The organism is Caballeronia cordobensis, from assembly GCF_001544575.2.
Taxonomy (GTDB): Bacteria; Pseudomonadota; Gammaproteobacteria; order Burkholderiales; family Burkholderiaceae; genus Caballeronia; species Caballeronia cordobensis.
The window spans coordinates 25,108-38,464 of the sequence record NZ_FCNY02000039.1; the positions used below are offsets into that span (position 1 = coordinate 25,108).

The 13,357-nt window shown below is 64.8% G+C and carries 11 protein-coding genes; 2 read left to right on the forward strand and 9 right to left on the reverse strand.

Annotated elements, in window-relative coordinates; translation table 11 throughout:
- Window positions 1-14 precede the first annotated feature (14 nt).
- The 8 genes from AWB70_RS36990 to AWB70_RS37025 all read right to left on the reverse strand — a co-directional run bounded on the left by AWB70_RS36990 (window position 15) and on the right by AWB70_RS37025 (window position 9,380).
- Window positions 15-1,019 (reverse strand): chemotaxis protein CheB, encoded by a 1,005-nt coding sequence (locus AWB70_RS36990; RefSeq protein WP_014193791.1) that lies wholly within the window; start codon window positions 1,017-1,019, stop codon window positions 15-17.
- A 51-nt stretch (window positions 1,020-1,070) separates the two neighbouring features.
- Window positions 1,071-5,237, reverse strand: coding sequence for a CheR family methyltransferase (locus tag AWB70_RS36995; RefSeq protein WP_053570803.1), 4,167 nt, complete (start codon window positions 5,235-5,237; stop codon window positions 1,071-1,073).
- A 248-nt stretch (window positions 5,238-5,485) separates the two neighbouring features.
- Window positions 5,486-6,091, reverse strand: coding sequence for a recombinase family protein (locus AWB70_RS37000; protein WP_235024430.1), 606 nt, complete (start codon window positions 6,089-6,091; stop codon window positions 5,486-5,488).
- Between the two features lie 191 nt (window positions 6,092-6,282).
- On the reverse strand, window positions 6,283-6,510 hold the full coding sequence (locus tag AWB70_RS37005) for a hypothetical protein (protein WP_045456177.1): 228 nt from the start codon (window positions 6,508-6,510) through the stop codon (window positions 6,283-6,285).
- Window positions 6,511-6,680: 170 nt separating this feature from the next.
- Window positions 6,681-6,977, reverse strand: coding sequence for a DUF6723 family protein (locus tag AWB70_RS37010; RefSeq protein WP_014193794.1), 297 nt, complete (start codon window positions 6,975-6,977; stop codon window positions 6,681-6,683).
- Window positions 6,978-7,090: 113 nt separating this feature from the next.
- On the reverse strand, window positions 7,091-7,723 hold the full coding sequence (locus tag AWB70_RS37015) for a LysE family translocator (RefSeq protein ID WP_053570805.1): 633 nt from the start codon (window positions 7,721-7,723) through the stop codon (window positions 7,091-7,093).
- Window positions 7,724-7,813: 90 nt separating this feature from the next.
- Entirely contained in the window at window positions 7,814-8,509 is a 696-nt protein-coding gene (locus tag AWB70_RS37020; protein ID WP_053570806.1) for a nitroreductase, read from the reverse strand.
- A gap of 124 nt (window positions 8,510-8,633) precedes the next feature.
- Complete coding sequence (locus AWB70_RS37025) at window positions 8,634-9,380, reverse strand: glucose 1-dehydrogenase (protein WP_014193797.1); 747 nt, start codon at window positions 9,378-9,380, stop codon at window positions 8,634-8,636.
- A gap of 137 nt (window positions 9,381-9,517) precedes the next feature.
- Between AWB70_RS37025 and AWB70_RS37030 the strand changes: the two genes are divergently transcribed.
- The gene (locus tag AWB70_RS37030; protein ID WP_045456169.1) at window positions 9,518-10,342 is read left to right on the forward strand and encodes a class I SAM-dependent methyltransferase; all 825 of its coding nucleotides are present in this window, start codon (window positions 9,518-9,520) and stop codon (window positions 10,340-10,342) included.
- Here the strand turns inward: AWB70_RS37030 and AWB70_RS37035 are convergent.
- The gene (locus AWB70_RS37035; RefSeq protein ID WP_053570807.1) at window positions 10,339-11,952 is read right to left on the reverse strand and encodes an FAD-dependent monooxygenase; all 1,614 of its coding nucleotides are present in this window, start codon (window positions 11,950-11,952) and stop codon (window positions 10,339-10,341) included. The two genes, AWB70_RS37030 and AWB70_RS37035, sit on opposite strands and share 4 nt — an antisense overlap.
- Before the next feature lie 160 nt (window positions 11,953-12,112).
- On the opposite strand from AWB70_RS37035, the gene AWB70_RS37040 reads away from it, so the two are divergent.
- Entirely contained in the window at window positions 12,113-13,012 is a 900-nt protein-coding gene (locus tag AWB70_RS37040) for an IclR family transcriptional regulator (RefSeq protein WP_053570808.1), read from the forward strand.
- Window positions 13,013-13,357: the final 345 nt, after the last annotated feature.

Here is a 13,357-nt window from a genome sequence, read left to right on the forward strand (position 1 = left end):
ACGACGAGCCGCGCTCATTCCGGCGACGGCGTCGTGACCTGCATTGCCTCGCGCAGCAGGTCCGCGACCCGTTCCGCTTCCTCGATGCGCGCCTGTTCGATCTCGATCTGTTCCTGATTGCCCGAGCGCTCCGCCCAGCGTTGCCGTTCCATTGCAAAGATGACACGTTCGTGCACGGCGCGAATGGCGGACCAGACCGCCTCCTCCGCGCGCGACTCGATGCCATCTTCCAGCGAAAGACCGGTGAACGCGTGCCCGGTATGGCAGCGATAACGCATCGGACGATCGTCCTTGATGCGCCACAGCGCGCCGCCGCAATCGGGACAGGTCAGCGCCGAACGCTCGCCGACTTCGTCGAGCGCGGCGGGATCGGATATGCCGCTCGCGGCAATGCGAGCTTCCTGTGCCAACACGTCCTTGCTCATGGTTGCTTCCTTCGATACCCCGCCCGCCTGCACGCCTTTGACGGCGTCCAGAATGCACCGCGAGAGGTCGTGCTCCGGGCACAAGGCGTCCGCGCCGCACGATTCGAGCGCGGCGCGCGGCATGCCGGGCGATTCGCAATCGGCGGGGTCCTGCACGATGGCGAAGCCCTGTTGCGCGCGGATGTTCGCGAGTCCGGCCGCGCCGTCGTCGAGATCGCCGCTCATCACCACGCCGATCACGCGCGGGCCGTATTCGAGCGCGGCGCTGCGAAAAAGCGGATCGGCAGCGGGCCGCGCGAAGTTTTCTTTCGCGCCGTCGTTGAGCCAGACGCGCCCCTTCGACAGCACGAGATGCCGGTCGGGCGGCGCGACGCGAATCGTGCCGCGCTGGACCGTTTCGCCATGCGTGGCATAGCGCGCGGTCAACGGCCCCCAGGCGCTCAGCAAATCGGGCAGCACGCTCGCGTGCCGGCCGATATGCAACACGATGAAAACCGCCGCGGGCAAATCGGCCGGAAGCTGGCTCACGAGCATCTTCAGTCCCTGAAAGCCGCCCCGCGACGCGCCGATCACCACGATGTCCCGTTCCGCCATACGCCCTCCTTACCATGTAAGGGCAAGCAATTCGCGGGCCGCGCGGCGCCGTTACGCGCGTTCTTCTTCGTGCCGGTCCGGACCGAGCAGCAAATCGAGCGTATGTAGCAGTTCCGGGAAATCCACCGGTTTGTTCAGATGCGCGTCGAAGCCGGCATGCCGGGCCGCGCGCTTGTCTTCGTCCCTGCCGAATGCCGTCACCGCGATCGCCTTCATGCCCGCGAGCAAAGGCGTGGCGCGCACGCGCCCGATGAGCTCGTATCCGTCGATGCCGGGCAACTGAATGTCCGAGATCAACGCATCGACGGGATTCTTCGAAAGCAGGTCGAGCGCCTGTTCCCCGCTCGATGCGATCTGCACCGCCGCCTGTTCCAGCCCGAGCAGCGCGGCGAAGGAAGCGGTCGCCTCGGAGTCGTTGTCGACGAGCAGAATGCGCGCGCCCGCGACGGGCCGCGTGCGTCCTGCACGCGCCGCGGGCATGGTTTCGCGCGTGGCCGCCGCGGGCAGCCAGACCGACAGCGTCGCGCCGCGCCCGAGGCCCTCCGAGCGCGCTTCGATACGCCCGCCGTGCATCTCCACGAGCTGCTTCGCGAGCGCAAGCCCGATGCCGAGTCCTCCCGAAGTGCGATTGCGCGCGCTTTGCCGGTACATGTCGAAGATATGCGGCAGCGCGGATGCTTCGATGCCCTGCCCCGTATCGGCGATATCGATGCGCACCATGCCGCCGTCGCGCGCGATCTTCAGATCGACCGAGCCGCCGCGATCCGTGAACTTGAGCGCGTTCGACACGAGATTCCAGAGAATCTGCTCGCAGCGCACGGCATCGGCGAACGCGTAGATGGGTTCGCCGAGATTGCTCGCGCGCAGGCGGATTTCGCGTTGCGCCGCTTCGGTCTCGCTCACGTCGACGATGCGCGCGAGCACCGCGGCGACATCCACCGGAACGATGCTGAGCGCGAGCTTGCCGGTGCGCACGCGCGAAAGATCGAGCAGGTCGTCGATGATCTGCGCCTGCCCACGCACCGCGCGGCGGATCGAATCGGCGGTTTCGCGCACCGCGCCGATGCCACGCGTTTCCGGCAGGCGGGGCAGGATCTCCGCCTTCATGCCGATCAGATTCAGCGGATGCTTGAGCTCGTGCGACAGCATCGCGATGAAATCGTCCTTGAGCTGGTTCGACAGCGTTTCCTTCTCGCGCTCGGCGTGCTCATGCGCGAGCGCCTCGCGGTTCGCGTCCTCGCGCAGCTTGCGTTCGGTCAGATCGCGCGCGATCTTCGCGAAGCCCGTAAACGACGGGTCCGAGATCGGCGTAACCACGCCGCTGCAATACACGCGGCGCTCGTCGCGCGTGACGTGCCAGCGTTCGTCGTCGGCGCGACCCTCGCGCGCGGCGATCTCGCGCTCCAGCGCGGGCACCTTCGCGGCGCGGTCTTCCGGCGGATAGATCAGCGCGATGTTCTTGCCGACCACTTCCTTCTCGGAGAAACCGAAGATGCGCTCCGCGCCCGCGTTCCATGTGACGATCACGCCGGCTGGGTCCTGCACGATGATCGCGTAGTCGTTGGTCGATTGCGCGACGAGCCGCAGACGCTGCTCGCCGATGCGCGCCGATTCCTCGGCCTTGTGCCGCGCCGTGATGTCGATGAGCGTGAGCACCGCGCCGTCGATGCGGTCGTCGGCCGTGCGATACGGCAAGAGGCGCATGAGATACCACCGGCCGTCGGAGCTTTCGACTTCGCGGTCGATCAGCTTGAGCGTCTCGAACGCCTGCTTCACGTCGTCCGCGAGCGAGGAATACAGCAGCGAATGCGTGATGTCGAACAGCGAGCGGCCGATATCGACATCGATCAGCTTGAACACGCGCGTCGCGCTCGTGGTGAAGCGCTTGACGCGAATTTGCTTGTCGACGAACACGGTGGCGATTTCCGTCGATGCGATGATGTTCTGCAGGTCGTCGTTCGCCTTGGCGGTATCTTCGACGCGCGCCTGCAGTTCGGCGTTGACCGTGGTCAGCTCCTCGTTGACCGATTGCAGTTCTTCCTTGCTGCTTTCGAGCTCTTCGGTGGCGGAGCGCAGTTCTTCGTTGATCGCCTGCAATTCTTCGTTGGACGCCTTCAACTCCTCGACCGTCGTCTCGTGCTGCTCGATGGTCGTCGCGAGTTGCTCGCGGGTATGCTGCAATTCGCGTTCGAGTTGCACCAGAAGGGGGTCCTGCCCCTTGCCTTCGGGCAGTCCTTCATCGGCCATATGCTCTTGCACTTCGTCGAACAGAACCAGGAAAAAATCCGCGCTCACGCCCGCGTCGTGGAAGGGGCGCACCGTCATGTTGACCCACACGGTGCGGCCGTCCTGATTGAGCTTGACGCGCCGCGCCTCGACGCTGCCGCCCGTCTGATGCGCGCGAAAGAGCGTCGTGCGCAGATCGAGCCTGAGCTCCGGCAGCACGAGCGCCATGATGTTCGAGGACGGTTCGCCGCCGCCGTGGCGCAGGAAACGGCCCGCCGTCGAGGAAAGATGAACGATCTCCGAATCGCGGTTCACGACCACGCTCGGCGGCGCATATTCCTCGAGCACGCGCTGATGCAGCGCCGCGAACGAGAAATTGCGCCGCTCCGGTGTCTCCGGCCCGCTCGCGATACTCGCTTGCACCGCCGCCGAAACAACATCCTCGCGCTGCGCCAGGGTCGCGGGCCCGAGCGACGGAAACGCGACCGGCGGCTTCACGCGGTTCAACACCGTGCGCGCCCGGTAGAGGCGGCTTTTCTTATCGACGATGGTGAAAAGATCGTCGGCCGTATCGGCGGATTCGGCCGTGCCGAGAAAGAGATAGCCGCCCGCGCGCAATGCGAAATGGAAGAGTTCGAGCACTTGCCGCTGCACGGCGCGATCGAGATAGATCAGCACGTTGCGGCACGAGATCAGGTCGAGATGCGAAAACGGCGGATCGCGCAGCAGACTGTGCGCGGCAAACAGAATACGCTCGCGCACCGATTTGACGATCTGATAGCGGCCGCCTTCCTGCTTGAAATAGCGGCGCAGGAGATCGCCGGGCACGTCGGCCGAGATCGAACCCAGATAGGAACCGGCGCGCGCTTGAGCGATGGCCGGCTCGTCGATATCGGTCGCGAAAATCTGATAGGTCGTCTCGAATCCCGCGGCTTCGCGCGCCTGCGCAAGCAGGATCGCAAGCGAATAGGCTTCCTCGCCGGTGGAGCAGCCGGGCACCCAGACGCGCAGTTGCGCTTCGCCTTTCGTTGCATCGAGCAAGGTGGGCACGACATCGCGCCGTAGCGCGTCGAACGCCTCGCGATCGCGGAAAAACTGCGTCACGCCGATCAGCATGTCGGCGAGCAGCGAGGTGGTTTCGTCGGGATTCGCGCGCAGATAGTCGCGGTACGCGCCGATGTCGCGCAGCCCGTTCACCTGCATGCGCCGCTCGATGCGCCGCAGCACGGTTGCACGCTTGTAGTGGCGGAAGTCGTGGCCGGTACGCACGCGCAGTTGCATGAGCACGTCGGAGAGCGCGCGCTCGGCGCCGCCCGCCGCGGGCGCGAGATCTTTCTCGGCGGCCTCGTTGCCTTCGGAAATCGGCAGATGGATGTTCTTCGCGTTGTTCCAGAGGTCAAGCAGCTTTTCCGGCATTTCCGCCGCGGGCAGAATGAAATCGACCTGGCGCGTGGTGATCGCGTGTTGCGGCATTTCGGCGAAATGCGCGTCTTCGGGCTTCTGCGCGACCGTGATGCCACCCATCTCCTTGATGCGCAGCAGACCCGCCGCGCCGTCCGACCCCGAACCCGACATCACGATGCCGATCGAGCGCGGGCCGTGCGCGGTCGCGAGCGTCGCGAAGAAGTGATCGATCGTCGTGGTCGAGCCGGTTGCGCCCGCACGGTCCAGCGCTTCCAGCTGCCCCTGCGACATCTCCAGATGCTTGCCCGGCGCATTGATATAGATGTGGTTCTTCTCGATCGCGGACGTGCTGGAGACCTGCTTGACGGGCATGTCCGTTACGCGCTGCAGCACTTCGTCCGCGCGGCTCATGTGATCCGCCGGCAAATGGACGATCACGACGAACGCCATGTCCATGTCGGACGGCGCGTTCTCGAAGAAATTGAGCAAGGCTTCGATGCCGCCCGCCGACGCGCCCATGCCGACCACGGCGAACGGCAAGGGCTCGAAATTTTCGGAAGGCAGCGCCTTCGAGCGGCTGCTAGTCATAGGTCCGAGTCCTCCGGATCATGCTTTCCTTGTGATCGTCACGCATTTTTATCGAGTTGGTTCGTGAGCCTGCGAGGTCGCGACGCCGCGCGTCATCGTTCGTCTTCGCAACGCTCGCGATTGTAGTGTATGCAACGTACGCGCTTGATGGCGGACCTCGATCAACGGCGCGATGCGCGGTTCGCCAGCCCCCGCGAAAAGGGCCGCGGCGTGCGATGAAGCGATCTGAAAGGATGCGCGCGGCGACCCTACTTCGAGTCGTTGACGGCGATGGGCGCCGGGTGCAGGCCGGGCTGGGCGGCGGCATCCGCGGGCTGCGCGCGAGCGTTGCGCAGACGCATGATGGTCTGCCGCGACGTGTTGAGCGTGCGCGCGATTTCGGTCACGGTGAGGCCGGCATCGAGGGCGAGCATCGCCTGGCGCTGCTGCGCCGAAGTCAGCGAACTCGGGCGGCCCTGCGCGACGCCGCGTTCCTTCGCGGCGCTCGCCGCTTCGCGGGCGCGGCTGCGGCGCGTGACGCGTTCCAGCTCTTCCGCGAGCCGCAGCGCCTGCACGAAGCCGCGCTCGGCCTCCGAGCAGAGATTTTCCTTGCCGTACGCGAGACACACCGCGCCGACGCCGCGCTTTTCGAGCGTGTCGATCGTCGAAACGACGTCGGCGATGCTGTTTCCGAGGCTCGAAAGCTGGGTGGTGATGAGCGTGTCGCCCGGCTGAAGGCGGCGCAGCGCGCGCTGGAAAGCAATGCGACCCAACGCCGGCGTGGTGCAACTGCATCGCTCGACGAAGACCGCGCTCATATCGACGAAATAGCCCGCCGCGTCGATCTGGAAGAGATCGTGTTCGTGAGTCGGCACACCCCGGCTTTCCTCGAAAACGTATACGACAAGTGCCATCGACTGACCTTTTGCGTTCCGGACATGCGCACGCGTCCCGTTGCGGGAGCGTCCTTACCCTTACAGTATGGCAGCGCGTGCGCGGTGCTCAAAGTACGAAATGCGCCCGATCCGTACCTCATGCCATATGGACATGAGACCGCGAAGGCCGCTCACGCCGCGACGGAAGAACGCCACGTACGTCGATCGATTTCGTCCTTGGCGGCGGCCAGCGCGAAGGCGCAGGCTTCGTCCGCGGTGCCGAAGTGACCCAAGACGCCGCTCGCGCGCTGCAGCCCGCTGGCGTCGCAGATGATCGACATGGCGGCGTAAAGGCCGCCGTCGAACGCGGCCATCGGCGTGATGACGAAGCCGCGATAATTGACCTGAACCTGGTTCATGTCATCTCTCTCGATATCTATCTAATGTCCCTGCTGTCTTCGCGCTTCGCGGCGGCCGTGGCCGGCGAAGGCTGTGTGGCGATTGTCCATCAGACCAATGCGGCGGCGATTGGGGAAAACCAGAAAGCCCCGTGTCCGAAAATGGTGCTTTATGGCTGCCCGTCGAGCGGTCAAAGCTCTGGGCAGGCCAGATCGCCCTTGACCACCGCGTCGCCGCGATCGAGCGCGGCGGCGACGGCGGCCGCTTTGGTCGGAAACGGACCGATGCTCGCCGCGCCATCGAACGGAAAGAGCAGCCGGCCGTCGGTCTTTCGCACGACTTTCAGCGTGCCGAAAAAGCCGCTTGCGTTGCTGCCCCTGTACGACGCGTAGATCTGGAAGTCGTCCTCTCTCGTTCCAGGCGTTGGCGTGACGGTGCGTGTCGGGAACAGAACCAGCTTCGGACGCTTGCCGCTCGATTGATTCACTGAGACCACCGCTCGTTCGTTTGATGATTCATTGTGGTCCAGCAAACGCATGCTGGCGATGTACGAAAAGGACGCCTTGCGCAGGCCGATTCGTCTCGCCGCGATCAAGCGCGTCAGCGGCGCGCTTCGGTCGCCATTCGCATGGCGAGGGCGGCGAGCACGGTGCCCATCAGCCAGCGTTGAATCAGAAGCCAGGCGGGCTTGCGCGCGAGAAACACCGCGATCGAACCAGCTGTCAGCGCGACCATCGAATTGACGGTGATGCTCAACACGATCTGCACGACGCCCAGGACGAGCGACTGGCCGAGCACGCTGCCCTGCGCCGGATCGATGAACTGCGGCAGCAGCGACAGATACAGCACCGCGATCTTCGGATTCAGCAGGTTGGTGACGAAGCCCATCGCGAAGAGTTTGCGCGTGCTGTCGACGGGCAGGTCGCGCACCTGAAACGGCGAGCGTCCGCCCGGCTTCACGGCCTGCCATGCGAGATACAGCAGATAGAGCGCGCCGCCGAAGCGCAACGCGTCGTAGGCGAACGGCACCGCGATCAGCAGCGCGGTGATGCCGAACGCGGCGCACAGCATGTAGAAGACGAAGCCGAGCGCGACGCCGCCGAGCGAAACGAGCCCGGCCGAGCGGCCCTGGCAGATCGAGCGCGAAATCAGATACACCATGTTCGGGCCCGGCGTGAGCGCCATGCCGAGCGCGACGAGGGCGAATGCGAGCAGTTGCGGGGTGTGCGGCATCGGGCGGACTCCGGCGAAAGCGATCGATGGATTGTCCGGCGCGATTCGCACTCACGCCAGATACAGAACCGGCGTGACGCGTCGATACACTTAGTCGAAGCCGAGAAACGTCGAGAATTTCTGCACCGGCTCGCGCGCCATATCGATGCGATTGACGGGCGCTTCTTCATCGGAGAAGCCGAGACTCATGCCGCACACGACCTCGTAGCCCGGCGCAAGGTCGAGATGATCCGCGATGACGTTCTGGAACCGCGCGAACGATACCTGCGCGCACGTCGCGAGACCGACCGCGCGCGCCGCCAGCATGACCGTCTGGATGAAGATGCCGTAATCGAGCCAGCTATATTTCGTGAGCGTGGAATCGATCGCGAAGATCAGACCGACCGGCGCGCCGAAGAAATCGTAGTTTCTCGCGGTGACGTTCGAACGCAGCCGCAGATCCGACTTCGGCACGCCGAGCGCGCCGTAATAGCGCATGCCGAACGTTTCCTGGCGCGAGCGCATGTCGTCGGGCAAAGGGTCGGGCATGTGGCGCAAGGGCGGATGCGCGTCATCATCGTGCGCCCGCCGCAATGCTTCGCTCAACGCGAGCTTGCGCGCGCCCGTCAGCGCATACACGCGCCAGGGCTGCGTGTTCGAATTGCTGGGCGCATTGCGCGCAACATCGAGTATGTCTTCGATGACGCGGCGCGCCACCGCGTCTTCCCTGAAGAAGCGGATTGCGCGGCGCGAACGGATGATTGCATCGACGACGGAAGCGTCGGGGTGAGCGTGACGATCGATCATGAGGCGTGGGCGGGTCAGCGAAGTTGCCCCATGATGACACGGCGAAAAGCGGCGCTGCGGCGAAATCTGTGCAAGACCATCATGCACGAAACGCGATGCAGCGCCTTGGCGCCGGCCGTGCGGATCAGCGCATGCCGCCGCTTGCGATGAGGCTCTCGCCCGTCATCCAGCGCGCATCGTCGGAAGCGAGAAACACCGCGATCGATGCGATATCGTCCGGCTGGCCGAGACGGCCGAGCGGCGTCTGTGCGAGCGCGGCCGTTTCGAAATCGGAACCGACGATGCCCGCGCTATGCGTCCCTTCGGTCACGACGATGCCCGGATTGATCGAATTCACGCGAATCTTTCTCGCACCGAGTTCGCGCGCGAGCGCGCCCGTGATGGCATCGACCGCGCCTTTGGTGCCGCTATACACCGCGCTCGCCGGCGGCGTGATGCGCGTGACGACCGAACTCACGTTGATGATGCTCGCGCCCTCGCCGAGATGCTTCGCCGCGGCTTGCGTCGTCAATAGCGTGCCGAGCACGTTGACATTGAACTGCTTATGGAAGTGCTCTTCGGTGATTTCCTCGATCGGCGCGAACTCGTAGACGCCCGAGTTGTTGACGAGAATATCGAGGCGTCCGTACGTTTCGATCGCGGCGTTCACGATGCCTTGCGCATCCGCGGCTTTCGACACATCGCCGCCGACTGCGATCGCCCGTCCGTTTTTCGCGTTGATGTCCGCGACGACCGCGTCCGCGCCCGCCTTGCTGCTCGCATAATTGACGACGACTGCCGCGCCTTCCGCTGCCAGCGCCTTGGCGATAGCCGCGCCGATGCCTTTCGATGCGCCCGTGACGACCGCCACCTTGCCTGCGAGTTTGCTCATGATCGATTTCCTTGAAGAGGTTATTTAACGCCGGGGTTGACCGTTCTGTGCACTGTAGACATCCCGTGCAGTGCGATAAAGCAGGCTAAAGTGAAAAGACTTGCAGTCTCGGGCGAATAATCGACTGGAGATGACGCATGAACCCGAACACGCTTCGCACCGACACGCAGTTCGCGGGCCGGATTCCCGAGCTTTACGACCAGCTTCTCGTGCCGATGCTCTTCGAGACCTACGCAACCGATATCGCAAAACGCGCGGCGGCGCTCGATCCGTCGCACGTGCTGGAGACGGCCGCGGGCACGGGCGCGGTCACGCGCGCGTTGGCGCGCGAGCTGGCGGCGCATGCCGATATCGTCGCGACGGACCTGAATCAGGCGATGCTTGATCGCGCGTCGATGACGCCCATCGGCAAGCCCGTGATGTGGCGGCAGGCGAATGCGCTGCAATTGCCCTTCGGCGACGCGCGCTTCGACATGGTCGTGTGTCAGTTCGGCGCGATGTTCTTTCCGGACAAGACCGCTGCGTATGCCGAAGCGCATCGCGTGTTGCGGCCGGGTGGCACGCTGCTTTTCAATGTGTGGGACCGCATCGAGGAGAACGCGTTCGCCGACACGATAACCGAGGCGCTCGGCGCGCTTTTTCCCGATGATCCGCCGCTTTTCATGAAACGCACGCCGCACGGATATTTCGATTGCGAAGCGATCGCGCGCGATCTCGCTGGCGCGGGCTTCGATGCGACGCCGCAATTCGATACCGTGACGCGGGTCAGCCGCGCGCCATCGGCGCAGACGGTCGCCATCGCGTATTGTCAGGGCACGCCCCTGCGCAACGAAATCGAAGCGCGCCCGCATGCGAGCCTCGATGAAGCCACATCGGCGTGCGCGGCGGCGATCGCGGCGCGCTTCGGTTCAGGCGAGGTCGAGGGGAAGATTCAGGCGCATGTGGTGGTTGTGAAGCGCTAGGGTCGGAGCACGTGTTCGAGCCACCCCACCACCGCATCCGGCGAACACGAGGCGCTTCTGAAGCCGATATGGCCATCGGGCCGCACGACCCACGTCATGCCGTGCTTCGCGCCGAACGCGGCGGCGAACTCGCCTGCGCGATCGCTCAACGAGCGATAGGCTTCTCCCGACGGCTCAAATGACGGCGCGTTCGCCACGTCGGGCGAGACGATCAGCAGTGCGTTCGCCGCCGTGCCGAGCGCGCCGCGCCACGCATCGACGGTGGCATCGAACGCGGCGATGCGCGCGCCATCGGCGGCGTCATCGATATAGCCCAAAAGCGTATGACGTCCGCGCCCGATATGGTCCTGCAAACGCTGCGCATGTCCGATGAACGCCTGCACGAGGCCGCCGACTTCGGGTACGCGATCGCCGGGCGCGGGCAATTCGGACGCGATCTCCGCGCATTCGTCCGCGACGATCGGACTGCCGCGATAACCGATCAGCAATTGCGTCTCGCGCATCGCGGGCCGAATCTCGCCATGCGCGAGCACGGTGTTCATCGCGCGGCTCGTCTGTTCGACGACATCGAGCCCCACCGGCCGCCGCTCCGCTTCGTAACTCGCGAGCAGCGATTCGCCCGCGAGGCCGCGCACCGCGAGCGCGAGTTTCCACGCGAGATTGTGCGCATCCTGCAGGCCCGTGTTCATGCCCTGCCCGCCGACGGGCGGATGAATGTGCGCGGCATCGCCCGCGAGAAACACGCGGCCCCGCGCGTAATGCTGCGCGATCCGATGACTCACGCGATACACTGACGACCAGCGCATCGACGAAAGCCGCGTGCCCTTCGGCAGAATCGGCAGCATGATGCGCTGGACTTCGTCGAAATCGGGCGTGGAGTTGAGCGTGTGGCGCGCGGCGTCGTCGGCGAGCAAGACCATCGAGAGGCGATAGCGCCGCGCCGAACCACGCACCGGCAAGGCCGCGAGCGTGGTCGAACCGGCATCGCCGGCGCCCGACGCGTTGAAGCGATACATGCGGCCGCGCGGCAGGTTCCAGTCGACATCGAGATCGGCGAGCATGAAGGTTTGCGGATACTGATCGCCCTCGTACGCCATGTTCATGTGCCGCCGCACGGTGCTGCGCGCGCCGTCGCAGCCCACGAGCCAGCGGCAGCGGATGGTGCGCGACTCGCCGCACGCGTCCTGAATGCGCACATCGACGGCATCGGCGGATTCGGTGAAATCGACGAGCGTCGCGCCGTATTCGACGTGTCCTCCGTTGCGCGCGAGCGCCGCCTCCAGAATGCGCTCGGTCTCGAACTGCGCGAGCGCGAGCGCGCCGTACGGCAGCCCTTCGCGCGGAATCTGCACGCTGAACGCGGGCGCGCCGTCCTGGAACGTCTCGGCGGCGGTGAGCCATAAACCTGCGTCGATCGCCTCGCGCGCGATGCCGAGATCCTCGAAAATCTCGAGCGTGCGCGCCGTGACGCCCAGCGCCTTCACGAAGAAAGTGCGTTCGTCGTGGGCGTCGATGATGCGCACTTTCACGCCGTCGCGGCGCAGTTCGGCGGCAAGCATCAGGCCGACGGGGCCCGCGCCGGCAATCAGCACATCTGTCGTATCGAACATGATGCGATTTCTCCCGAGGAAACCGTCGAAAGCCTTGGCGGCGCCGCATGCGCGACCCTGCGCGATCGTCAGAATAACGCGTTCGGCGCAGTGCGCGCGCGTTGCGCGAATCGTCTCGCGCTATGATTTGCCCATCGCACGATGACAACCCCAGCCGATCATGGCCCGACGAAGCAAACAGGAAGACACTCAGCCGGACAACCTCGAGACCGCCGACGAAGACGTATCGTCCGGCGGCGGCTCCAGCTATCTCGTGCCGGGCCTCGAACGCGGCCTGCGCATCCTTGCCGAGTTCTCGGCGCGCGAGCCGGTTCTGGGCGCGCCGGAGCTATCGCGGCGCATCGGCATTCCACGCACAACGACCTTCCGTCTGCTGCAAACCCTCGAAGCACTCGGCTTTCTCGAACGCGTGAACGGCGACCGCAATTTCAGGCTGGGCGTCGCGGTGTTGCGGCTCGGTTTCGAATACGTGAACTCGCTGGAATTGACCGATTTCGGCACGCCGATTCTCGAGCGCCTGCGCGACGCGACCGGGCTGTCCACGCATCTGCTGATTCGCGATCAGCGCGACGTCGTGTTCGTTGCGAAGGCGCAGAGTCACGAGCCGCTTTTCAGCTCAGTGAAGGTGCATGTCGGCACGCGTTTGCCTGCGCACGCGACGGTGCATGGGCATGTGCTAATGGGCGATTTGTCGCTTTCCGCGCTCAAGGTGCTTTATCCCGAAGCGCAACTGGAGAAGTACACGGAGCGTACGCCCGCGACCGTCGAGGAGCTTTATGAGCGTGTGGAGGAGTGCGCTTTGCTTGGCTATGGGTTGAGTGAGGCATCGTTCGAGCGCGGGATTTCGGTTGTTACCGCACCCGTGAGGGATCATTCGGGGGCGATCGTGGCGGCGGTGGCGGCGACCGTGCCGCGGTCGGATATCGGGGTTGATGAGGAAAAGTCGCGGCTCGTCGAGGCGATTTGTGCTGCGGCGTTTGAGCTTTCTACTCGGTTGAATTATCGTGGGGCGGGGGGGGATCCTACTGCTGTGCTTGCTGCGCGGTGGGTGCTTGCTTAGGGTTTGGTTTTTCGATTCGCCGGATCCCGGTTTCTTGGTGGTCTATTAGCACTGCCCCTCCCCGGGGCGGGGGTAACTTTCTTTGCTGCTGCAAAGAAAGTCACCAAAGAAAGCAGCTTCTCACCGCCCGCGGTCACACGCACGTTGGCCATTTTTCTCCTCCGGGAACGGCCCTCGCCTAAAGAGTGCCCTCACAGGCCCAACCGGGCTTGGATCGCGCACGGTCTGACTCGCCATACCATTAAGCGCGCTGGTTCAGCACAAAATTGCTTCGGCACAGCGCTGCGCGCTGCCGTTGGGTATGCGAGGGAAACCAGCGAACACGAATGCGCTCGCATACCCGAT